General features: G+C 63.8%; 24 protein-coding genes. 6 read left to right on the top strand and 18 right to left on the bottom strand.

From position 1 onward, the window contains the following. Positions 1-64: 64 nt before the first annotated feature. From ACZYOF_RS09545 to ACZYOF_RS09530, 4 genes are read right to left on the bottom strand one after another with little or no spacing between them, the layout of a single operon-like run. Complete coding sequence (locus ACZYOF_RS09545) at positions 65-1,174, bottom strand: hypothetical protein (RefSeq protein ID WP_130580096.1); 1,110 nt, start codon at positions 1,172-1,174, stop codon at positions 65-67. After that, positions 1,174-1,830 (bottom strand): 5-bromo-4-chloroindolyl phosphate hydrolysis family protein, encoded by a 657-nt coding sequence (locus tag ACZYOF_RS09540; protein WP_394567662.1) that lies wholly within the window; start codon positions 1,828-1,830, stop codon positions 1,174-1,176. Before ACZYOF_RS09540 ends, ACZYOF_RS09545 begins: the two co-directional genes overlap by 1 nt. Beyond that, entirely contained in the window at positions 1,830-3,422 is a 1,593-nt protein-coding gene (locus tag ACZYOF_RS09535) for a vWA domain-containing protein (RefSeq protein ID WP_463715587.1), read from the bottom strand. The genes ACZYOF_RS09540 and ACZYOF_RS09535 overlap by 1 nt, the downstream gene beginning before the upstream one ends. Next, positions 3,419-4,513 (bottom strand): toxic anion resistance protein, encoded by a 1,095-nt coding sequence (locus tag ACZYOF_RS09530; RefSeq protein WP_463715586.1) that lies wholly within the window; start codon positions 4,511-4,513, stop codon positions 3,419-3,421. Before ACZYOF_RS09530 ends, ACZYOF_RS09535 begins: the two co-directional genes overlap by 4 nt. A 311-nt stretch (positions 4,514-4,824) precedes the next feature. Between ACZYOF_RS09530 and ACZYOF_RS09525 the strand changes: the two genes are divergently transcribed. Further along, on the top strand, positions 4,825-5,436 hold the full coding sequence (locus ACZYOF_RS09525) for an LOG family protein (RefSeq protein ID WP_463715585.1): 612 nt from the start codon (positions 4,825-4,827) through the stop codon (positions 5,434-5,436). A 136-nt stretch (positions 5,437-5,572) separates the two neighbouring features. Here ACZYOF_RS09525 and ACZYOF_RS09520 read toward each other — a convergent pair whose 3' ends face one another. The 4 genes from ACZYOF_RS09520 to ACZYOF_RS09505 form a co-directional block, all read right to left on the bottom strand. Beyond that, on the bottom strand, positions 5,573-6,067 hold the full coding sequence (locus tag ACZYOF_RS09520) for a hypothetical protein (RefSeq protein ID WP_245476426.1): 495 nt from the start codon (positions 6,065-6,067) through the stop codon (positions 5,573-5,575). A 135-nt stretch (positions 6,068-6,202) separates the two neighbouring features. Beyond that, the gene (locus ACZYOF_RS09515) at positions 6,203-7,963 is read right to left on the bottom strand and encodes a methyl-accepting chemotaxis protein (RefSeq protein WP_463715584.1); all 1,761 of its coding nucleotides are present in this window, start codon (positions 7,961-7,963) and stop codon (positions 6,203-6,205) included. Between the two features lie 262 nt (positions 7,964-8,225). Then, complete coding sequence (locus ACZYOF_RS09510; protein WP_463715583.1) at positions 8,226-8,855, bottom strand: aspartate/glutamate racemase family protein; 630 nt, start codon at positions 8,853-8,855, stop codon at positions 8,226-8,228. A gap of 20 nt (positions 8,856-8,875) precedes the next feature. Then, entirely contained in the window at positions 8,876-10,225 is a 1,350-nt protein-coding gene (locus tag ACZYOF_RS09505) for an aspartate aminotransferase family protein (protein WP_463715582.1), read from the bottom strand. Positions 10,226-10,346: 121 nt separating this feature from the next. On the opposite strand from ACZYOF_RS09505, the gene ACZYOF_RS09500 reads away from it, so the two are divergent. The 4 genes from ACZYOF_RS09500 to poxB all read left to right on the top strand — a co-directional run bounded on the left by ACZYOF_RS09500 (position 10,347) and on the right by poxB (position 14,802). Beyond that, positions 10,347-11,321, top strand: coding sequence for an ABC transporter substrate-binding protein (locus ACZYOF_RS09500; protein WP_463715581.1), 975 nt, complete (start codon positions 10,347-10,349; stop codon positions 11,319-11,321). Positions 11,322-11,328: 7 nt separating this feature from the next. After that, the gene (locus ACZYOF_RS09495) at positions 11,329-12,150 is read left to right on the top strand and encodes an ABC transporter ATP-binding protein (RefSeq protein ID WP_463715580.1); all 822 of its coding nucleotides are present in this window, start codon (positions 11,329-11,331) and stop codon (positions 12,148-12,150) included. Continuing rightward, a complete protein-coding gene (locus tag ACZYOF_RS09490) occupies positions 12,147-12,914 on the top strand; it encodes an ABC transporter permease (protein WP_463715579.1) in 768 nt (255 codons plus the stop codon). The genes ACZYOF_RS09495 and ACZYOF_RS09490 overlap by 4 nt, the downstream gene beginning before the upstream one ends. A gap of 160 nt (positions 12,915-13,074) precedes the next feature. After that, positions 13,075-14,802 carry a ubiquinone-dependent pyruvate dehydrogenase gene (gene poxB, locus ACZYOF_RS09485; protein WP_463715578.1) on the top strand — a complete coding sequence of 576 codons (1,728 nt, stop codon included), beginning with the start codon at positions 13,075-13,077 and terminating at the stop codon, positions 14,800-14,802. A gap of 116 nt (positions 14,803-14,918) precedes the next feature. Here poxB and ACZYOF_RS09480 read toward each other — a convergent pair whose 3' ends face one another. After that, the gene (locus ACZYOF_RS09480) at positions 14,919-16,130 is read right to left on the bottom strand and encodes a threonine ammonia-lyase (protein ID WP_463715577.1); all 1,212 of its coding nucleotides are present in this window, start codon (positions 16,128-16,130) and stop codon (positions 14,919-14,921) included. A 79-nt stretch (positions 16,131-16,209) separates the two neighbouring features. Here ACZYOF_RS09480 and ACZYOF_RS09475 point away from each other — a divergent pair, with 79 nt between their 5' ends. Continuing rightward, the gene (locus ACZYOF_RS09475) at positions 16,210-16,722 is read left to right on the top strand and encodes a DUF1697 domain-containing protein (RefSeq protein ID WP_463715576.1); all 513 of its coding nucleotides are present in this window, start codon (positions 16,210-16,212) and stop codon (positions 16,720-16,722) included. 24 nt (positions 16,723-16,746) lie between these two features. On the opposite strand, the gene ACZYOF_RS09470 is transcribed toward ACZYOF_RS09475, so the two are convergent. From ACZYOF_RS09470 to ACZYOF_RS09430, 9 genes are all read right to left on the bottom strand, one after another. Continuing rightward, a complete protein-coding gene (locus ACZYOF_RS09470) occupies positions 16,747-16,905 on the bottom strand; it encodes a hypothetical protein (protein ID WP_463715575.1) in 159 nt (52 codons plus the stop codon). Between the two features lie 138 nt (positions 16,906-17,043). After that, the gene (locus ACZYOF_RS09465; RefSeq protein WP_463715574.1) at positions 17,044-18,171 is read right to left on the bottom strand and encodes a hypothetical protein; all 1,128 of its coding nucleotides are present in this window, start codon (positions 18,169-18,171) and stop codon (positions 17,044-17,046) included. A 138-nt stretch (positions 18,172-18,309) separates the two neighbouring features. Further along, positions 18,310-19,032, bottom strand: coding sequence for a di-trans,poly-cis-decaprenylcistransferase (locus ACZYOF_RS09460; protein WP_282529105.1), 723 nt, complete (start codon positions 19,030-19,032; stop codon positions 18,310-18,312). 32 nt (positions 19,033-19,064) lie between these two features. Then, positions 19,065-19,445 (bottom strand): winged helix-turn-helix domain-containing protein, encoded by a 381-nt coding sequence (locus ACZYOF_RS09455; protein ID WP_394567644.1) that lies wholly within the window; start codon positions 19,443-19,445, stop codon positions 19,065-19,067. Beyond that, positions 19,432-20,049, bottom strand: coding sequence for a hypothetical protein (locus ACZYOF_RS09450; RefSeq protein ID WP_282529107.1), 618 nt, complete (start codon positions 20,047-20,049; stop codon positions 19,432-19,434). Before ACZYOF_RS09450 ends, ACZYOF_RS09455 begins: the two co-directional genes overlap by 14 nt. A gap of 122 nt (positions 20,050-20,171) precedes the next feature. Further along, complete coding sequence (locus tag ACZYOF_RS09445) at positions 20,172-20,531, bottom strand: DUF1428 domain-containing protein (protein WP_130580697.1); 360 nt, start codon at positions 20,529-20,531, stop codon at positions 20,172-20,174. A 153-nt stretch (positions 20,532-20,684) separates the two neighbouring features. After that, entirely contained in the window at positions 20,685-21,422 is a 738-nt protein-coding gene (locus tag ACZYOF_RS09440) for a DUF899 domain-containing protein (protein ID WP_463715573.1), read from the bottom strand. A gap of 21 nt (positions 21,423-21,443) precedes the next feature. Beyond that, complete coding sequence (locus ACZYOF_RS09435) at positions 21,444-21,788, bottom strand: SRPBCC family protein (RefSeq protein WP_394567642.1); 345 nt, start codon at positions 21,786-21,788, stop codon at positions 21,444-21,446. After that, the gene (locus ACZYOF_RS09430; RefSeq protein ID WP_282529110.1) at positions 21,788-22,234 is read right to left on the bottom strand and encodes an ArsR/SmtB family transcription factor; all 447 of its coding nucleotides are present in this window, start codon (positions 22,232-22,234) and stop codon (positions 21,788-21,790) included. Before ACZYOF_RS09430 ends, ACZYOF_RS09435 begins: the two co-directional genes overlap by 1 nt. Between the last annotated feature and the right edge of the window lie 355 nt (positions 22,235-22,589).

Here is a 22,589-nt window from a genome sequence, read left to right as displayed (position 1 = left end):
CGGCATAGCCAGCCCGGCAGGCTGGTAAGGCCCAACGATTGAGGCGCGGTGCACCGCTTGCGCGCTATGCTGCCAACCGGTCGAGCAGCGCCAGCATGACCGGGGCGTCCGGCATCGGCAGCACCGCGTCGATGCGCTCGATCAGGCGCGATTGCAGCAGCGCATTGCGCGCCTTGCCGATGGTGCCGAGCGGACCGCGGAATCCGTGATCCTCCCATGCCATTTCGAGCAGGCTTTCGCTCATCAGCGCGTCGATGAGGTCGTCGGCCTGGCGCTCGATGCTGATCAACGGATGCGCGGAGAACACCGTCGGCTGCGGATAGAGGATCACCGGCTTGGCCGGCGCGTTGGCCTCCAGCCGCTTCCAGCGCTCGGCATCCTGCAGCACCCACTCCACCAATTGATTCTCGTAACCGACGATCAGCGGCTGCGCGCCGGCGCCGCCGGCAACATAATCGTCGAACAGTTTTCCCGAGGATGGCGGCTTGAACCCCATGCGGCGGAACACGGTGGCGACGTCACCGTCGATGCGGCTCAGCGTATCCGGCATCACCACGTCGCCCGAGAGCAGGCTCGCCGCGAGGCCGGCGAACATGAATCCCGAATTGGATTTGTTCGGATCGGTGCAGACGATGCGGGCGCGGCCGAACAGGTCGGAGACGCCGATCGCCGCCCAGGTCTCGCCAGCGATGATCGCCTTGAGCAGCTTTGAAAGGTCCGCCTTGTAGCGCGGGCCGCCCATCGGCTCGGCGAAGCCGCCCTTCACCAGGCCATCGGCGATGCGGTCCCATGAATAGAGCACGATCGGCGAGTTGAAGATCACCTGGTCGCGCGAAATCTTCACGCCCGAGGTGCGCGCCACCTCCACCAGCACGGAGGAAGACGGCCACAGGAATTGCGGCTTCTGGTCGAGCAATGCACGCTCGCGCACCATCTCCACCGATCCAGCGCGGCGCCCGTCGAGCACCAGCCCAAAGCGGCGTTCGAGCACGCCGCGGACACGCGCATTGGCGAGGAAGCCTTCCTTCTCGCCGCCGGCGAACCCGAACAGCTTCTTGGCTTCACCGAAGCGGCCGGCGATCTCAGGATGTTCGCGAAGATAGAGATAGCCTCCGGTCGCCGCGGCGCTTGCGGCGACGAGGCCGATCCCGAACGCACGACGCGACATGGCCATCAGGTTGTTCCCTTCTTCTGCCCGGACGGGATATCGGCCCGCGCCGGTCCGATATCCTCGTCGAGCGAGCTTTTCAAAAGCTTGAGTTCGATGTCGAGCCTGTCGAGATCGGCATCCTGCAGATTGGCCGCGTAGCGCGTGAACGCGGCATCGAGCCGCTCGATCAATTCACCGGTCGCGGCAAGCCGCGCGGCGTCGGGCACGGCGCTGCGCTCCAGCGAAGCATAGGCCTCAGTGATCTCGGCCGCGCGCGGCAGGTAATAGGTGAGGAAGCGCCTGACACGGTCGATGCGCAGCGGGTCCCGCTCGATCGCGGCGAAGATATCGCGCGCGATCTTCACGAGGTGGCGGACGCGCTCGGCCACCGCACGGGTCCGGATCGCTGCCGCCGCGGTTTCCATGCGCTCCGTCAGCGGCTCGGCCTCCGTGAGGAGTTCGCGCGCGAATTCGATGCGGCCGCGCGCCGCGCCGCTGGCGTCGAGTTCGGCGAAGCGCCTGCGCGGCGCCATCACCGCAACGACGCCGCCGCCGGCGAGCGCGCTGACGAGGAGAGCGATCCAGAACGGCATCCCGACGCCGATCGCAAGCGAAGGCAGCAGGATGGCCGCCGCCGCGCCACCGGCAATCCAGCCGAGCCCGGACGGCGCGGCCGCCATCAATTATATCCCCGCACCGAGCGGAACGCGTCCGTCAGGCTCTTGGTGCCGTCGAACACCCTGCCGCCGGTCAGCTTCGCGAGATTGTCGAGCTGGCTGCGATCGACCTGGTCGCCGAACGTGACCCCGAATACCGGCACACGGCGGCCGTCCGCGCGCCACGCGGCCTCAAACGTCGACAAATAGCCCTGGCTCTTGCCGTCGGTCATGATGACGATGGCCGGCAAATGCTCTCCGCCGTCGAGCAGCGGCTTCATGGCGACGAGCGCCCGCTCGCCACAGGTGTAGAAATCGGTGCCGCCGCCGGCGCGCAGCTCCAGCGCCTGGGTAAGAAGCGTGGCCTGCTCGGGGTCGGCGCCGGTGGCGCGCGCCGTCCACAGCACATGATCGTTGAACGGCAGCAGCAGGATTTCGTCCGCCTTGGTCCATTGCACCAGCAGCTCGCGGGTGCGGGCGGGCGTCAAAAGGAAACGCATCGCGTCGAGCAACTGGGTCTCGCCGGCCCCCTGCATGCTGCCGGAGACGTCGAGGCACAAAGCGGTGAGCGAGGGGCGGCGGAGCGCCTCCTGATAGATCGACAGCGCCTTCTGAATCACCGCGGGCTCGGGTGGGCGGATGACGTTCAGCGCGCGCGCCGGATCCAGATTGGTCTTGGGGTCGGCGGGAAGCGGCGCAGCGCGGCCGACCTCCACTCGCCGTCCGGTCTTGGCAATGCGTGCCTGAACGTCGCCCTTGAGCAGGAAGGCCTGCAGATCGGCAAAGAAGGTTTCGACGTCCTTGCCGCGGCCGCGATCGACGAAGCCGAGCGGAGAATCGGCAACCGCGACGCCGTCTTCCGGATAGATCGCGTAGAGCGGCTCATGGCCATCGGCGATCAGTTTGTCATTGGTCTCCTTGATAACAGCCTCATAGTTCCAGATCGCCTGGTAGCGCGCACCATTCCGCTCGCCGTCGCGATAGAGATCGGCGAGCCAGCCGCTTGAACCCGCGCTGCGCTCGACCCCTTTCAGAAGGCCGCGCGCCGTCGCCAGCACCTCGGGCTTGTCCAGATCGCCGGCTTCGATCAGGTCGGGCTTGCCGATCCCGGCCGCGAGCATCGCAAGGTAGGCCGCCGCGCCCGAGTTCGACTGCGTCGCCGAGGTCATCAGGAATTTCAATCGGCCGGCCTCGACGGCGGCGAGAATATCCTTGGCCGTCACCTTGGCGCCGATCCAGTTCAATTCTTGCGCCTTGGAGCGGCGCACGCCGAGGATGACCGGCATCTGCACGATCGACTTGACCGACTTCACTCGCCGCTTGGTGTCGAACATGTCGATCCAGATCGAGGCCGCCGGCCACACCGCGTCGGCCGGCGGATCGTCGCCCTTGAGCGCCAGCGCGATGTCAAGCGAGCCCTGATAGCGCATGGTGCAGGCGGCATTGCGCGACTTGCAGAATTCCTGCACCAGCGGCTCGAGCACGTCATTCTCCGAGCCCGACAGAATGGTGAATTGCGGTCCCGGGCCGCCGCTGCAGCCGGAGAGCAGTACGGCGATCAGCTGCGCCGCAGCGAGCAGCGCAAGCCAGCGCCGCGGGAACAACGCGAGGCTCATGCAGAGGCCTTGGTCACCGCGGATTTCAACTCGTCGGTCAGCTCCGACATGCGCTGTTCGATCTCGGCGCGCTTGGTGCGGCCCTGCTCCTGCACGGCGAGCACGCCCGAGATGGTGTCGATCAGGTCGCGATTGGTCTTTTCCAGCGTCGTAATGTCGACGATACCGCGCTGCGACTGTTTCTCGATCTCGATCGCCTGGGTCTTCATCATCTCGGAGGCCTGGCGCATCATCTCGTTGGTGGCATCGGTGATGGTCTTCTGCAGCTCGAGCGCGGATTTCTGCCGGTTCAGCCCGAGCAGCAGGATCATCTTCTGCTTCCACACCGGGATAGTGAGTTCGGTGGTGGCCTGCAGGTTCTCGATCAGCGTCTCGTCGCCCGATTGCACGATGCGGATCTGCGGCAACTGCTGGATGCCGATCTGGCGTGCCTGCTGCAGATAGAAGATGCGCTTCTCGAGCCGGTCGAGCGCCTGGACTGCGTCCTGATAGGTCTGCGCAGCGAGCAGGGCATCGCTGCTTTGGCCTTTCGCGGTCGCAGCCCGCTCCATCTCGACCAGCTTGCCGCCGCGGAAGTCCGCGGCAAAGGCCTTGCCGGCGTTAATATGCGCGTCGAGCTGGCCTAGCGCGGTCCTGGTCTGCTCATAGAGATCGTCGAGCAGCGCGATGTCGCGGCGCAGGACCTCCTTGTTGCGATCGAGCTCGACGCAGACGCGATCGATCTGCGAGGCGACATCGCCGAACTGCTCGGCAAAGCGGCGCAGCCGTGCCTCCGCCGACGAGAACAGGCGCGTCAAGAGGCCGCTGTCCTTGAGATCGGCGGGATCGAGCCCGCGCGCTTTTGCCAAAATGTCCGACAACAGCTTGCCGGTTGTTCCGAGCTCTCGATTTTGCGTCTGGGACAGAATGCGGTCGGCGAACTCGACCACCGACCGCTGGGCGCGCTCGCCGAACGTGACGATGCGCGAACGATCTGAAATATCGATTTCGGACTTGATACGTGCAATCACTGATGCATCTGCCGGCAATGCCGGGACACTCGTCGTTTCGCTCACCGCCTCACTCCCTCTCGGCCGCGGCCATGGTAGCATGCCGGACTGGTTCCGCAGCTAAGCGCAGGCGATACGACAGATTGATGACAGTCTCCGAGGTTGACAACAGGCCTGTTGATGAAGTCCTTCCCGGATCGGCATACGTTACCGGCTGCCGCAAAACCCGATTCGGCTCGACCCGCCCGCGCGGCGAAATTCTTTTTTTAATTCAATGATATATGAGCAGGTCATTCACAGCACCGATCCGCCGATGCATCACGTTGTAGCGCAACGCCGCGATCCCCAGCCCCTCATGCTAACGTCGATCCGCCGACGAATCGTTTGCAGCACGAAAGGTCCGCACAGATCCAATGCAGAACCAAAACGCCAAAGCGCTGAAATCCGTCTGTATCTTCTGCGGCTCCAGCCCGGGCCGTGATCCGATCTATCTGGAGACCGCGATCGCCACCGGACAGGCGCTGGCAAAGGCCGGCATTACCATCGTCTATGGCGGCGGGAAGGTCGGACTGATGGGTGCGATAGCAGATGCGGCGCTTGCGGCGGGCGGGCGCGTCGTCGGCGTCATTCCGCGCGCGCTGGTCGAGCGCGAGATCGGACACACGGGCTTGAGCCAGCTTCACATCGTCGAAACCATGCATGAGCGCAAGACGATGATGGCAGAGCTATCCGATGGCTTCGTCGCGCTGCCGGGCGGCGCCGGAACACTCGAAGAACTTTTCGAGGAATGGACCTGGGCCCAGCTCGGGATCCACCAAAAGCCGTGCGGCCTGCTGAACGTAAAGGATTACTTCGCGCCGCTGATCGCGATGGTGGAGAGGATGGTCGCCGAAGGCTTCACGATCGCAGCCTATGCCGAGATGCTCATCATCGAAACCAAGGTGGACGCGCTGCTCAGCCGCTTTGGAACCTACCAGCCGCCGCCACGAAAATGGCTGCGCACGGAGGCGGCCGCCAAACCGTAGAGCATGATCCGGGAAGGCGGAGACCGGTTTGCCCTCGCGACAACAAAACGCGAAGCGTTTGCGCGGAGATCATGCTCAAACCAGAAGATGAAATCGTGATCTGGTTCCGTTCAACCGAATCACGATTTCAGTTGCGTCACCCGCCGTGCTTCTGCGGCTTATGGCCGCTCTGGCCGGGATCGTTGTGCTTGTTGTGGTGGCTTTCCTGGTTCAGCCCGCCGCGGCTCACCGGAAATTCCGACTGGCGCGCATCCTGTTTCGGATGTCTCGCGCCTGCATCTTCCACAATGCGCGCGCCTCGTTGCTCGACATTGCGCGCGTCGGGAACATCGGGCTTGCGTTCCAGCATCCGCAACTGCTGCTCATGGGTCTTCTTGCCCTGCAGCACCGTCTTGCGCGATTTCGGCGTCTGATCGCGCGACGGGCGGCCTTGCCGGCGATCTGGCGCCTCGATACCGCCTTGCGGGTTGGTATCGTTCTCGACGTCGCCCTCAAAGGTGTTCTCGCCTTCGACCTCCTCGAGATCGTCCGGCGTCGCCTGCGCCATCGTGACGCCCTTCGATCCGCCGATCAGCGGATTGCGATAGAGGTCGACATCGCTCGGCCGTTTCGTCTTGTCGTGTTTCGTCATGATCGGTTCCCCGTACAATCGAGCATGTGCGAGGACAACGCGCGCGAAATGCGGGAGTTCATTCCGCGATCGGAATCGAAGTGGAGTTGGACGTCTCAGGAACCTCACTCGGCCCGAGACGACCTTTTGGTCAGGTCAGGCAGCCCGCACCGTCTGCAGGAACCGGCTAACTTCCGTCTGGAGCCGGCTGCTGTCGCGGGACAGCGATTGCGCGGACGAGAGCACCTGCGTGGACGCCGAGCCTGTCGCGGTGGCGCCGCGCTGCACGTCGGTGATCCGCGAAGAGACCTCCTCGGTCCCTTGTGCAGCCTGTTGCACGTTGCGCGCGATCTCCTGCGTCGCCGCACCCTGCTCTTCGACCGCGGCGGCGACCGTCGAGGCGATCTCCGCCAGCGATTCGATCGTGTTGCTGATCTGGCCGATGGCGCCGACCGACTGATTGGTCGCGGTCTGGATCGCCGCGATCTGCTGACCGATTTCGCCGGTCGCCTTCGCCGTCTGCTCGGCCAGCGCCTTCACCTCGGATGCGACGACCGCAAAGCCCCGGCCTGCGTCGCCGGCGCGCGCAGCCTCGATGGTGGCGTTGAGCGCCAAGAGGTTGGTCTGGCCCGCAATGGTGTTGATGAGCTCGACCACATCGCCGATGCGGCTGGCGGCTTTGGAAAGTTCGCTCACGCGCTCGGTGGTGGCGCGCGCCTGGCCGACCGCAGCCGCCGCGATTCGCGCCGAATCCTGGACCTGCCGGCTGATCTCGTTCACCGAAGACGACAATTCTTCCGTTGCGGTCGCAACCGATTGCACGTTGGCCGACGCTTCTTCGGAAGCCGACGCCACCGCAACCGTTATTTCCTGGGTGCGCTCGGCCGTCGAGGTGAGCGCCTTTGCGGAGTGCTCCAGCTCCGTCGACGCCGTCGAGACGGTGCTGACGATCTCACCCACCGCTCCCTCGAACGCATCCGCAAGCTTGATCATCTCGGCCCGGCGCTGCCCGGCGAGGGTATCATCCTGCCGGCGCTTGGAGTCGGCCTCGAGCACCGCCCTCTCTTCCGCCTTGACCTTGAATGTCTCGACAGCGCGCGCGACCGCGCCGATTTCGTCCTTGCGCCCGATGCCAGGCAACTGGACGTCGAAATTACCGTTCGCGAGTTCTTGCATGGCCCGGCTCAGGCTGCGCATCGGTCCCGCGATCGAAAGCGCCGACAGCACCGAGGTCACGATCAGCAGCAGGGCCGCAACGCCGCCGATCGCTAGCGACATCCTGTCGGCCGAGGCTGCCTGCTGCGTCGCCTTTTCGATCTCGCCGGCCATAGCCTGCTTGGCACGGTCCACAATCGCATTGGCGTTGGATTCGAGCTCCGCGGAAAGCGACAGCATGACGTCATTGGCGATCTGTCGTGAATCCGTCGTCAACTGGGCGGCGCGCGCCTGGGCCTCGTTCGAGATCGTCAGCCCGGAAGCTTCGACGGAGGCAATTTCCAGAAGCTCGGTTTTCATCTTCGCCAGTTTCTCGGCGGCGGACTCATAGGCAGTCGCCGTGCTCTTCAGCTTTTCCAACTGCGAGCGCGCATCGGCGGCCGAGAGACGGGAGATATCATCGATGAACCCGAGGAATCCTTTGTAGCGTGCCGCCAGATACTCGGTGGCCTTCTGCAATTCTTCATCGGTGGTGGCAACGCGGATGTTGGCCGCGCCGATCTGCAGGCCTCGCGCCTCCGCCTTGGCGTCGATTGCCGCGCGCGCGATGTTGGACTGCAGGAGCACGCTCTCATTGGTGCGGCTGACCGTGGCATTCGCCGTCAGTTGATTCACGATCATCAGCGCGACGAAGATCACGCCGAGCGCGGATGCAATGCCAAGCTTGGCTCCGATCCGTAAGTTTTGAATACCTTTGATCATGCCCACCCCGTTGCAGTCTGGCCTTTGGCCCAACCTCTTCAGCAGGGGCGAACTTATTGTTGGGGCTGTTTAATTAACGTTAAACGGCGGCAGCGAAAGCGATGAAACAACCCGAGAGCGAATGAATCATCGCTTGCAGAAACGTACGCTGCATATGCCGACGCGCGAACGCTCAGCTCGCACAACTCTCTGATGTACTTCTTCGTCCAGAAGACGCTTGGTCAGGACAATTCGGCAGCGCGCTTGTCCGCATAGGATACCGTCAGCAGAGCATCTCCTTCAACTTCGACACGGCGCTATCCGGCGTCGTCAACACCGGTCGTCCCGATGCCTGCTCAACCCCTGATGCCGCCGGCGCCATGCTGTATTGCGCGAGCGCGATCACGTCGCAGTCGCGCAAGTCTTTCGATGCTTCGACCACAAGCCGATCGTGCTCGGCGCGATCGCCGCGGTCGAGCGCCGCCAGCGCGCCTTCCGCCAGTTTTGGCACGAGCTCGACGGAGGCAGGAAACTCGCGAGGCATGGACGCCAAGGTCGGCGGAAATGTCGAGAGCAAACCGACCTTGCGGCCGCTTCGCGCAGCCTGCTCGATCATCGCCTCATTGGGCTTCAAGACCGGCATCGGCGCATGCGCCCGCGCGACGGCCTCGATGCACGGACCGAAGGCGGAGCAGGTGAATAGGATCGCGTCGGCGCCCGTGCTCACGACATAGCGGCCGAGCGCGAGGAAACGTTCAGTCATGACGTCGATGAGCCGGCCGTCGCGCGCCAGATCGGCCGACAGGCTGTCATCGAGCAAGTTCATCAGCCGCGCTTCCGGCCACAGCTTTGCGAATGATGATTCGATCGGCTGAATCGAATGCTTCAGGGCGTGAATGAGTGCGATACGCATTTTCGTTGTTCTGCTTCCGATCAATGGCCGATGCTCGTCAGCGCCCGGTCGACGGCCCGGCCGAGCCGATCGACGATCGTATCGATATCACCAGGCGTTGCGATATAGGGCGGCGCCAGCAATACATGGTCACCGCGGCGGCCATCAACGGTGCCGCCGGAGGGATAGCAGGCAAGCCCATCCTCGAATGCCGCGGCCTTTATCTTGTGGTGAAGCTTCAGAGTGGGATCGAACGGCTCGCGCGTGCCGCGGTCGGCGACCAGCTCAATCGCCTGGAACAGGCCGCGGCCCCTGATATCGCCGACATGGCGATGATTGCCGAAGCGCTCAACGAGGCGACGTTCAAGCTGCCGGCCCAATTCCTGTACGCGATCGAGCAGTCTTTCATCGTCGATGATCCGCTGCACTTCCAGTGCAGCCGCGCAGGCCAGCGGATGCGCGAGATAGGTATGGCCGTGCTGGAATGCGCCCGAGCCGTCGCGGATCGTCTCAGCGATGCGGGCGCTCGAGAGCATTGCACCGATCGGCTGGTAGCCGCCGCCAAGGCCCTTGGCGATCGCCTGGATATCGGGCGCAACACCCTCCTGCTCCCAGGCATGCAGCGTGCCCGTGCGCCCCATGCCGCACATCACCTCATCGAGGATCAACAGCGCGCCATGGCGATCGCATACCTCACGGATGGCCTTGAAATATCCCTCCGGCGGCGGCACGCAGCCCGCGGTGGCGCCGACCACGGGCTCCGCGAGAAAGGCGGCAACGGTATCAGGCCCGAGGCGCTGAAATTCGGCTTCCAGTTCGGCCGCGAGCCGTGTGACGAAATCGGCTTCCTGTTCGCCGTCGCGCTGCTCGTGATAGGCAAAGGCCGGCGTCACATGGCTGAACGCCTCCGACAGCAGCGGCGCATAGGGCTCGCGCCGCCACGCATTGCCGCCGGCCGCGAGCGCGCCCAGCGTGTTGCCATGATAGCTCTGCCGCCGCGCGATGAAATGCCGGCGCTGCTTCTGACCGATTTCGACGAAGTACTGCCGCGCCAGCTTGATGCTGGCTTCGATCGCTTCCGATCCGCCGCTGACGAAATAGACGTAAGCGAGACCGCCGGGTTCGTGACCCACAAGCTTGTCGGCGAGCACTTCCGCCGGCTTGGACGAGAAGAACCCGGTATGGGCATAAGCGAGCTTTGACGCTTGCCGCGCCACGGCTTCCAACACACGCGGATGCTGATGACCAAGACAGGAAACCGCGGCGCCGCCGGAGGCATCAAGAACTTTCCGGCCATCTTCGGCGATCAGCCAGACACCCTCGCCGCCGACGGCTTTCGGGGGCGTCTCGCGCAGGTTTCGGTGCATCACGCGGCTGAAGCGGATGGCCATGACGGTCAGCCTTTCCTGATGAGAGATCGCAATGAGGGCGAGCTTACTCGGAGGTCGCAATCATAGTCTATCGCGGCACATTTCTTGCTACTCCCGACGGGACTTCCCAGGGGAAATTTCCATGCAATTGACGACCCGAGTGACCGCGATCCTTGCCCTGCTCGCAGCCTTTGCGGCGCTGCCCGCCCCGTCGCTGGCGCAGGACAAGGTCGCCGTCGGCGTGTTCCCGCTCTCCTCGTCGCTGCCTTATTTCGTCGCGCTGGAACGCGGGTTCTTCAGGGAACAGAACATCGAGCCCGAGATGACGAAACTCCTGGGCGGGCCTGCCAATGTCGCGGCGCTGATGACCAACCAGATCGAGGTCTCCGCCGTGCTGGTCACGCTCGAAGGCCTCAACGCCAATGTCAAGAAGCCGGGGGTTGCCACCTATATCAGCCTCAACAGCCAGACCAAGGTCTGGAAGATGGAGCAGTTCGTCGTCCGCAGCGGCTTTGCGGCGAAAACGATCGCCGATCTCAAGGGCGCCAAACTGATGTCGGCGCCGGGTCCGGCCAACATCAACACCGCCAAAGCGATCCTCGCCAAGAACGGCCTGAAGGAAGGCGACTACACCATCGACCAGCTCGACATGGGCCAGCACGTCAACGCGATGACGGCCGGCACGTTCGACGGCGGCTATACGCTCGAGCCGAACGCATCGATGATGATCAAGGCCGGCGTCGCGCATCCGATCGAGGCCGGGGTGATCTCGAAATACATCCTCGGCAATGAGAATGCCAACGCGTACGCCGCCGGCTGCGCGATGACCGCCGACTTCATCCAGAAGCGACCGGATGTGGCAAAACGCTTCGCCGCCGCCTGGGCCAAGGCGATCGCCTTCATCAATGCCAATCCGGATGAAGCGCGCAAGCACCTCGCCAAGAACACCTACACGCCGGACAACGTGGTCGAGATGGTGCCGATGCTCGGCTATGTGATGGTCGGCGACATGACCAAGGAGCAGCTTGCCGATCTGCAGGCCTTCGCGGATTTCGGCAACTCGATCGGCGTCGTGCCCGAAAAGATCGACGTCAGCAAATTCCTGCACAAGTTCTGAGGGGCGTATGACGAGCGCGGCCGCAAGCATGGCGAGCGGGCTGGCCAGCGGCTTCGACGAGTCGCGCCGGACGGCACCGCATGTCACGATCCGGGGGCTTTCCAAGCGTTACCCTGACGCAGTGATCTATGACAATTTCGATTTCGATATCCCGCGCGGCAAGCTCATTTCCGTGTTCGGACCGAATGGCTGCGGCAAGAGCACGCTGATCAACATGATCGCGGGGCTCGTGCCCGCTGATGCCGGCGAGGTGCTGTTCGACGGGCGGCCGCTGAGCCGCGTCAAGTTCGGCTACGTGTTCCAGAACTATCGCGAAGCGCTGTTTCCGTGGCTGCCGGCGTTCGACAACATCGCCTATCCGCTGAAGCTGATGGGCGTGCCCGAGGCGGAACGCAGGCTGCGCGTGGAGCGGCTGGTGGCGCATCTCGGCGTCAAGATCGACCTTGCGCTTTATCCCTATCACCTCTCCGGCGGACAGCAGCAGCTCGTCTCGATCATGCGCGCGCTGATCGTCGAACCGGAGATCCTGTTCCTCGACGAGCCATTCTCCGCGCTCGACTACGAGATGACGCTGTTCATGCGCGAGCAGTTGCAGCGCGTGTTCATGGAGACCAAAACGACGACGGTCCTGGTGTCGCACGACCTCGAAGAGGCCGTGTATCTGTCCGACTACGTATTGCTGCTGTCGCGCCATCCGGCACGGGTAGTCGAGCTCGTGCCCTATGACGCGGCGCGGCCGCGCTCCGACAAGACCATGACCGAGCCCTCCTTCGTCGCCACCAAGGCGCATTGCCTGAAGCTGTTTCAGCACGAGGTGCGCCGCGGATGACCGGACGCAAGCAAATCGCGAGGGCGTTGCTGCCGCTGGTCGGTGTCGCGATGCTGCTCGCCGTCTGGACGCTGGTGAACGGGCTGAAACTGGTCGATCCCGTGCTCCTGCCCTCGCCCGCAGCGACGTTCAAGACCTTGTGGGAAGGCATGACCAGCGGCAAGCTCGGCGTCGATTTCGTCAAGACCGTGGTGCGGACGATCTCCTCCACCGCGATTGCGGCCGTCATCGCCATTCCGCTCGGCATCCTGCTCGGCTCCTCGGAAAAACTCTATCGCTCGGTCGAATTCCTGATCGACTTCTTCCGTTCGACGCCGGCCTCCGCGATGTTTCCGCTGTTCCTGGTGCTGTTCGGCGTCGGCGACCGCACCAAGATTTCGGTGGCCGCGTTCGGCGCCGGCCTCGTGATCCTGTTCAACGTCGCCTATGGCGTCATGAACGCGCGCAAGACCCGCCTGCTTGCCGCCAGGGTGATGGGCGCGTCGCGGATGCGCGTGCTGTTCGACGTGATGCTGCTGGAGTCGCTGCCGCAGACCTTTGTGGGTTTGCGCAACGGCGTGTCGCTCGCACTCGTCATCATCGTGGTCGCCGAAATGTTCATCGGTTCGACCGACGGGCTCGGCCAGCGTGTATTCGAAGCGCAGCAATTGTTCGACATGCCCGGCATGTATGCGGCGATCTTTGCCGCCGGCGCGCTCGGCTATGCGCTCAATCTCTTGTTTCTATTGATCGAACGGCGCTTCGTGCACTGGGCCGGCCGCTAGAAGCAAGGCCCTTACGGTCTCAAGACGAGGCCGTGCGAACCCGAAATATCCTGGTCACCTTGCTGTGAGCAGTCCTCGCCTCGCTCGGTTCGGATGGCCTATCCTCCGTGACACGTCCGCATCCTCCGACCGAAACCTCCATTCCCCCAGGGAGAATCTCATGGCCCGCACCGTTGCCGACCAGATGGTCGAGACCTTTGCCGCAGCCGGCGTGAAGCGCATCTACGGCATTGTCGGCGACAGCTTGAATGGTTTCACTGATGCACTGCGCCGCCACGGCGGCGTCGAGTGGCTGCATGTGCGCCACGAGGAAGTTGCGGCTTTCGCCGCCGGCGCCGAGGCGCACATCACGGGCGAACTCGCCGTCTGTGCCGGAAGCTGCGGGCCCGGCAATCTGCATCTGATCAACGGCCTGTTCGACTGCCATCGGTCGCGCGTGCCGGTGGTGGCAATCGCGGCGCATATCCCTTCACCGGAGATCGGCTCGCACTTTTTCCAGGAGACGCATCCGGAGCATCTGTTCCGGGAATGCTCGACCTATTGCGAACTGGTGTCGGGCGCAGAGCAGATGCCGCGCGCGCTCGAGATCGCGGTGCGGCGCGCAATCGCCGAACGTTGCGTCAGCGTCATCGTGATTCCCGGCGACATCGCGCTCAAGCCGGCCACCGGCACGTCTGCCTCGACATCGACAGGGCTGGTCCTGTCGCAGCCGGCGGTGGCGCCATCAGATGCCGCGCTTAAACAACTCGCCGACCTCCTCAACCAATCGGAACGTGTCACGCTGCTCTGCGGCAGCGGCTGCGCCGGCGCGCATGACGAATTGATGCAGCTTGCGGAAGCCCTGAAGTCGCCGATCGTCCACGCCATGCGCGGCAAGGAATATGTCGAGTGGGACAATCCTTACGATGTCGGCATGACCGGCCTGATCGGCTTTTCCTCCGGCTATCATGCGATGGAAAACTGCGACACGCTGCTGATGCTCGGCACCGATTTCCCATATCGACAATTCTATCCGAAGGACGCGCGGATCGCGCAGGTCGATGTCAGGCCCGAGGCGATCGGCCGGCGCGTGCCCGTCGAGCTCGGCGTCATCGGGCAGGTCGGCCCGACATTGCGCGCGCTGTTGCCGCGGCTGACGGCCAAGGACGACCGGCGGTTTCTCGATAGCGCGCGCAAGCATTATGCCGAAGCGCGCCGCGGCCTCGACGAGCTCGCTTCCGGCCGCAAGGGCGGCACGCTGCATCCGCAGCAGATCGCGCGCCTCGCGAGCCAGCTCGCCAGCGAGGACGCGATCTTCACCTGCGACGTCGGCCTGCCGACGGTCTGGGCGGCGCGCTATCTCGCCATGAACGGAAAGCGCCGCCTGATCGGCTCGTTCTGGCATGGCTCGATGGCCAACGCGATGGCGCAGGCGATCGGCGCCCAGGCGGCCGCGCCGGGACGCCAGGTCATCTCGCTCTCCGGCGACGGCGGCTTCACGATGCTGATGGGCGATCTCTTGAGTCTTTCGCAGCTCAAGCTGCCGGTGAAGGTGATCGTGTTCAACAATGGCGCGCTCGGCTTCATCGAGCTCGAGCAGAAATCCTCCGGCTTCCTCGATACCGGCACGGAGCTGAAGAATCCGAACTTCGCCGCGATGGCGGAGGCCACCGGTATCAAAGGGGTGCGCATCGAGGATCCGGCCGAGGTCGAAGGCAAGCTTACTGAGGCCTTCGCGCATCCCGGGCCGGTCGTGATCGACGCCGTCGTCAACCGCCTGGAGCTCGCGATGCCACCCAAGGTGACCACCGAAATGGCCAAGGGCTTCACCCTCTACATGGTGCAGGCAGTGCTGAACGGCCGCGCCGACGAGGTCGTCACCCTGGCGCGGACCAATCTGTTGCGCTGACAGAGGCTAGATCGAGCTGCAGTTACGTAGCCCGGATGCAGCGAAGCGTAATCCGGGACTGCTGGAGCCACGTGCGAGAACCCCGGATTGCGCCTCGCTCCATCCGGGCTACGCATCTACGTGCAGCGCGCCGAAAAACCTGATGCCGCGAGCTTGGCCAGCACATCGTCCAGATGGGCGCGGTCACGGGTTTCGATCACGAGCTCGAGTAGCGTCGCCTTGGCCGGCAGCGCCGAGAAGGTGCGCTGGTGCGAGACCTCGATGATGTTCGCACCGGCTTCGGCCAGTAGCGCCGAGACGGCGGCGAGTTGGCCGGGTCGGTCGACGATGTCGAGCGCGAGCTGCGTCAATCGCCCCTCGCGCGCGAGCTCGCGCGTCAGGACCGAGGCGATCAGTCGCGTGTCGATATTTCCGCCGGTCAGCACCAGGCCAAGCTTCTGCCCCGCGAAGCGCTCCGGCGCGGCCAACACCGCAGCGAGGCCCGCGGCGCCGGCTCCTTCGACGACCGTCTTCTCGATCGAAATCAGCATCGCCACCGCGCGCTCGATCTGATCTTCCGTGACCAGCAGGATGTCATCGACCAATTCGCGCACGATCTTGGTCGTGATCTGGCCCGGCGCCTTGACCGCAATGCCCTCGGCAAGGGTATCGCCGCGCATCGGCAGATGCTCGTTCCTGACGGCGTTGTACATCGATGGGTAGAGCTGGGCCTGGACGCCGATGATCTTCAGACCGGGCTTGAGCGATCTGGCGGCGATCGCGATGCCCGAGATCAGCCCGCCGCCGCCGATCGGCACGACGAGCACATCAAGATCGGGTACGGACGCGAGCATCTCCAGCGCAATCGTGCCCTGGCCCGCCATGATCAGCGGATCGTCATAGGGATGGATAAATGTCATGCTGCGCGTCTCGCAGAGCTTGCGGGCAAACTGCGCGGCGTCCTCCAGCGTCGCACCGGAGATGATGACTTCGGCACCATGGCGCCGCGTGTTCTCGATCTTCACCATCGGCGTGCCGATCGGCATCACGATCGTTGTGGGAACGCCGAGCCGCAAGGCGTGGTAGGCGACGCCCTGCGCATGATTGCCGGCCGACATCGCGATCACGCCGCGCAGCCGTTCCTCCGGCGACAACGCCTGCAGGCGGTTCAACGCCCCGCGCTCCTTGAAGGACGAGGTGAACTGCAAATTCTCGAATTTGAGCCAGACGTCGCAGCCGCAGATCTCGCTCAGCGTCCGGCTCTGGTTGAAGGCCGTGACGATGACGGAATCGCGGATGGTGGCCGCGGCGGCCCTGATATCGGCCAAGGTGATCGGAAGGTTTTTCAAGTTGACCTCGTTTGTCCTGTAGCCCCTCTTGGCGCGCCTGTGGCATGCTCACGGCCTCGCTCCTTGGATACGGCCTGGAATGCCAACCTATATCGCCCTGTTGCGTGCCGTGAATGTAGGCGGAACCGGCAAGCTGCCAATGGCCGAACTGAAAGCGATGTGCGTCGCCGAAGGATTTGCAAGCGTACAAACCTATATCGCCAGCGGCAATGTGGTGTTCGACAGCAAATTGCCCGCCGCGAAGGTGAAAGCGGCGCTGGAGAAGCGGCTGCAGGCCTATGCGGGCAGCCCGATCGGCGTGGTGATCCGGACCGCCGACGAGATGGCCGCGGCGCTGAAGGCCAATCCGTTCCCGAAGGCGCCGCCGAACTGGACGGTCGCGATCTTCCTTGATGAGGCGCCGCCGGCCGAAGCGCTTCAAACGATCAAGGGGCAACAGGACGAAGAGGTGCGCCTCGGCAAGCGCGAGATCTATGTCGCCTACGGCTCAGGGATCGGCCGGTCGAAGCTGAAGATACCGGCGGCGACGAACGGCACGGCGCGGAACATCAACACGATCGCGAAGCTCGTGGAGCTCGCGTCGGGCAGTTAGAGCATTTTGAGCGAAGTGGAGGGCTCAGGCGTCCTGGAGCGCAGCCTGCGCGTCCTCGCGCGGCCTGACCGGCTCGGCCCGCTCGACCACGTCGCAGTTCTCGCAATGCAGGACGGTACGGAAATGCTTGTCCAGCGCGACGGTCCGTTGCCGGCCGCATTGGCAGCGCATCTGCTTGTCCATGGGAATGACCCTGGTTGTACTTGATTCGCGGGAAGGTCGGTGCGCCTAGCTAGCCGCTAAGGGTTAACCTAGTGTGACGATGATGATGCGAATCTGGCGCGGCTTCGGCTCGCCGGCCTCCCGCCGGGACCGGAAACGTCAGTGAAGACCGTTAGCTGCAAGCCGGACCAGCAATTGCCGCTTGGCCTTGTGCCGCGCCCGAAGATCGGTCAGGCGGCGATGAAACTCGTCGTCAGTCCCTTGCTGGAGCGAAAGCTCGCGTAAGTCCGCAAGCATGACGGCCGCTTGATCATAGGCATCGTTGTTGCGAAAGGCGACAATAGCTTCGACGTCCGTCCAGGCAGATTTGCCCCGCCGCTTCAGTGCATTTATTCTGATCTTCCTGGCTTTCGCCTCGCGCTCTCGCTCCCGCCGATCCTTAGCCTGCCGGCGCTCTTCCTCCGCCTTGCGGCGCGCTTCCGCCAGATCAGCCGCGATCCGGCGCAATTCGCCGGCCTGCCTGCGCGGTTGCACAGGCTTCCCTGGCGAGGTGGCGGGACGGCAGCGGCGACGGAAATCCGCGCGGACCAGCGGATCGCCATCGTAGAGACGACGTAGATAGCCGTCTTTCTCCTTCGCGCCGAGAGCTTTGATCATTGCAGTGACTTCCTGTTCCGATGGTTCGGGGGGCAGGATCGCGGACCTTACGGCCGCCGCTTCGACGAGATCGCGGTCAATGCAGAAGAAGTTTGCGAATGCGACAAGCTGCGGCGTCAGCGGCCCCAGTCCGTCGAGCGGCTCGATCGTGTTGTCAGGAGTGTCCTTGTTCTCGACCGACATCAGCCACACGAGATAGAGCGACCGGAGATCGCCCTCGAGCAGATCATTGCGCAGCGGCGCGATCGCATCCAGCCAGCCCTCTCCGCCTTCGTCCTCCGCATCCAGCTCATCCCGCGCTACGTCGAGAATGACGTTTTCACCTTCAGATCGAATGCGGGCGACATCCCGATCGGCAATGAATTGTTTCAAGCGAGGGACGTCCAGCACGAGCTTGGGAATGCGGATTGCGATCTGTCGCGTGCCCCAATTGGCCAGATACAGGAACAGATCGAAGTATCGCGCCATCAGCCGATCAGGATTGCCCTTGAAGTCACCCCAATTATAGGTGTTCACAAAGCTGCTGGCGGTGATGTCGGCGCGGCTCGACAGCGCGCGCAGTTCCTGCTGCTCGGTCGGACTGAGCTGCCGATCGATCGCCCTGAACTCGTAATATTGGTATTCACTCACGTGGTCACCGCTGGTCGTTCGATCCTGACGCTCGCACTGGAGCGACACATGTTACATTCGAACGAGCCGGGTGATTAAGAACGGGCTTTGAATCTTCAACAGGAGACTTCCGACCTGTTGCGCACGCGTCCGCGCCGCTCAAAGGCTCGGCACATCCTCCAGCGCGACCGGTTGCAGGCCACCGAAGCGGCGTTCGCGGCGGTGGAAGGAGGCTAGCGCGTCCGCGAGATCGTCCCCATCGAATTCCGGCCACATCCGATCGGTGAAGTGCAGTTCGGCGTAGGCGCCTTCCCACAGCATGAAATCGGATAGGCGCTTTTCGCCGCTGGTGCGGATGATGAGATCGACATCGCGCAGATTCTGCTCGCCGGTGACGAGTTCGGAGAAGGTCTCGCGCGTGAGCTTGCCAAAGCCGGCGACCCGCGTCGCGGCGTTGAGGATGGCATCGCGCGCGGAATAATCGATCGCGATGCGCAGATGCAGGGCGTCGCCATCAGCCGTCGCGCCTTCCGCGCGGGCGATCGCAGCCGCAATGCCGTTGGGAAGGCGATCGCGGCGGCCGATCACGGTGAGGCGGACGCCATTGCGCACCAGCGCCTGGATCTCGTTGGCGAGATAGAAGCGCAACAGGCCCATCAGCGCGGTGACCTCGGCCTTCGGCCTGCGCCAATTGTCGCTGGAGAAAGCGTAGAGTGTCAGCGTGCCGACCCCCTGCGAGGGCGCCGCCTCGACGATGCGGCGGATCGCTTCGACGCCGGCCTCGTGGCCGCGCAGCCGCGACAGCCCCCTCCGCGTCGCCCATCTTCCATTGCCGTCCATGATGATGCCGACGTGAAGTTTGGAGGAAAGATCACTTTGCATTACAAAGTCTCCGATCAAAAAAGGAATCGTGATCAGGCCGGCAGGATGCCGAGCCGGGAAGGCGCGGCGCCTTCCTTGCCCGCGGCCTTGGCGGCGTCGCGCACCAGCCGCTCCAGCACGACCAGATAGTCGAGGAAGCGGCGGCGGCCCGCCTTGGTGAGGCGGCAGGTGGTGTGCGGGCGGTTGCCCTCATAGCCCTTGGTGACTTCGACGAGTCCGGCTTCCTGCAACACCTGCAGATGACGGCTGAGATTGCCGTCGGTCAATCCGCAAAGCTGCTTGAGATCGGCGAACGCCAATCCCTTGGGATGCGTCATCAGCGAGGTCATCAGCCCGAGTCGCGCCTTCTCGTGGATCACGCGGTCGAGACCGTCATAGGAGAACGGCGCGTTGTTGGCTTCAATCTTCGACATCGTTTTCTCCGGTGGCGAAATACAACAGGGCAGCCATCAAAACCTGGCCGACGACGAAGGGCAGGCCCATGGTCCAGGGCGACAACGCGTGGCTCTGGCTCGCGACCACCAGCACCGCAAAGCCGGAGAGGAAATACCAGGCGCCGGCAAGGGCGATGCTGCGCGGCAACGAGCGGACGGAGGCGAACACGCCGAGGCTGACCAGCACCTGCCACAGGCCGGGCAGCATCCACAGCGTTTCCGGGGCGAACTTCCACAACAGGATCGCGAGCAAGACGCCGGCGATGCCCGCGGGCAGGAACTGCTCGACCGCCTGCTGGATCATGGCGTCCGCGAGCCCGGAATGATGGCGGCGCGAGCGCGCCCGCATCTCGGTCCAGATCAGCGCGGCCGAAAGCAGCGCGGCCACGGTCCAGCCGCCAAAGAAGGTGAGCGGGTTCCCGGTCGGATTATCGAGCCAGAGGAACTGCAGGATCGCCGTCAGCAGCGCCACGCCGGCGGTGGCGGCCACGGTCGCCGGACCGTAACCGCGGAACGCCGTGCCCGCCGCAATCTGGCTGCGGATGGCAAGAATGTCGGCCAGGGCCTTGTCGAGGTCGCGCATCGGTTGTCCGAACTTTGCATTGCAAAGTACAGGAGTCGCGACACGGGCGCAAGTCAGCCAGCGGCCGACCGGCGATCACTTCGGCCGTCTCTGCGGAAACAGTTTGTGTAGCGCGAGCGCCGCTATACCTTCACCAGGCTCGCAAATCCGCCATAGATCATACGCTTGCCGTCGAAGGGTACCGACTTGCCGTTCATCATGGATTTGAGGCGTTCGTCCGCCATCACCTTGGCATTGATCTTGTCGCGCTGGGCGCGGGATTTGTAGGTGATCCACGCGAACACGACGGTCTCGCCGGGTTTCAGCTTGACGCTCTGGGGGAACGAGGTGAGCTTGCCGGGCTTGACGTCCTCGGCGACCCATTCGCGATAGTCCAGCGCGCCATACTCGCGCCAGATCTTGCCGCACTTTCGCGACATCTGGGCATAGGCGGCGAGATTCTTCTTCGGGACGGCGAGGATGAAGCCATCGACATAGGGCATGGGCGGTTCCTGTTGTTGTTCCCGTCATTGCGAGGCGGAAGCAACGAAGCAATCCATTTCTCCGCATACGGCGGCATGGATCGCTTCGTGGAGCCCGTCATTGGGCGGCGCTAGCGCCGACCCGGCGGCTCGCAATGACGGTTTGCGGGTCTCTCAGCTATGGCAACAGGATGCCTGAACCGGCGTCGGCTGGTATTGGTCACGGTGCCGCACCCAGTCCATCGGATAAGGCAGGCCCTCTTCGTGACGGCCAAGCGGCGTGAGGTCGAGATAGTGATAGGCCGCGTTCATCATGTCGAGGCCACGGGCAAAGCACGAATAGGTGTGGAAGATGTGGCCGGCCTCGTCGCGATAGAACACGCTGATGCCCGGCGCCTCCTCGACGCCGAAACCGGACGTGCCGAAATTGTAGATCCTGGCGCCCGATCTCAGTTCCTCCGGCGTGAACGACACCGCGAAGTCATGATTGAAGTCGCTGTTCGCCGAGGACAGCCAGTCGAACGTCCAGCCCATCCGCTTCCTGAACGCTTCCAGCTTCTCGAAGGGCGCGCGCGAGATCGCCACCAACGTGGTGTCGCGCGCCGCAAGATGCGGGATCATGCGCTCGTTTCCGTCGGCCCAGAACGAGCAGCTCTTGCAGCCTTCATCCCAATCGGGCGCGAACATGAAGTGCTGCACGACGAGTTGCGGCTTGCCCTTGAACAGGTCGGCGAACGCCAGCTTGCCGTTCGGGCCGTCGAACAGATAGGACTTGTCGATCTTGACCCAGGGCAATGCCCGCCGCTCCGCGCTGAGGGCATCGCGGGCACGGGTGAATTCCTTCTCGTGCGCCAGATGGGCCTTGCGCGCTTCGAGCCATTCCTCGCGTGACACGACCTTGTGTGGCTGCATGGCACCCTCCTTTGACAGCATTCAGGCGATGAAATCTTCCAGCTTGGCGAACAGCTCGGTCCATCCACGCTCATGATTGTCGCGCGCGGTCTCGTCGACGAACTGCTCGTGATGGAAGGTCAACAGCGTGCCGGCGCCATCGGGTCTCAGCGACACGGTCACCAGCGACTCGCGCTCTGGCGTCGAATGCCAGGCCCAACTGAAAACCAATCGCTCGTTTGGCACGACGTCGCGATAGACGCCGCCGACTTCGTGATATTCGCCGTCGTTGCCGTTGAAACTGATGCGGTAGCGCCCGCCGGCACGAACATCGAGCTCAGCCCGCACAGAGCCGGGCTTCACATTCGCCGGCCCGAACCATCGCACTAGGTTTTCCGGTTCGGTCCATGCGGCGTAGACTTTTTCCGGCCGCGCGCGGAAACGGCGCGTGAGGGTGAGGCCGGGGCGCGCGGCGGGGCCGGGCTTGGCGCTGCTGATGGCCATGGGTCTTCCTCCACAAAGGCGGCAAGGCGATCGAAATTGTCGGACCAGAAGCGCACATAGCGATTGAGCCAGTCCATCGCCTGCTCCATCGGTCGCGCAGTCAGCCGGCACGCCACCGTGCGGCCGGTCTTCTCTCGCGTGATCAGGCCGGCATCCGACAACACGTCGAGATGCTTCATGATCGCGGGCAGCGACATCTGAAATGGCTGCGCCAATTCGCTCACGGATAGGCTTTCCTTCTCGCCAAGCCGTGCCAGAAGCGCGCGGCGAGTGGGATCGGAAAGCGCCGCGAACGTACGGTCCAGCGTCTCGTCGAGATACTTAACCATGTGGTTTAGTATAGGCTCGATCGATCACGAGTCAATGGCTCGAATCGCGGGAACATTCACGAAAATTTGGCGCTCAGAAAGAGGGGCAAAGGCGCCTTGCGCGCCGTCCTTCCCTTCTCCCCTTGTGGGAGAAGGTGGCGCGGGTCCTGACCGGCTACATGGGTAACAGAATAGACCGGCGACATGGGTAACAGGTCAACTGGTCGGCAAGGAGGACCTTGCCGATGGGGTGGAAGGAGACCTGTACCGTGGAAGAGCGGATGCGGTTTGTGGTGGCGGTTGAGAAGCGCGAGGAATCGTTTGCGGCGACCTGCCGGCGGTTCGGCGTGAGCCGCCGGATCGGGTACAAGTGGCT

It is taken from the genome of Bradyrhizobium sp. LeoA1Lang (assembly GCF_055413685.1).
Note: the sequence above shows the minus strand (reverse complement) of the source record. Positions and strands in the feature narration are given on the sequence as shown.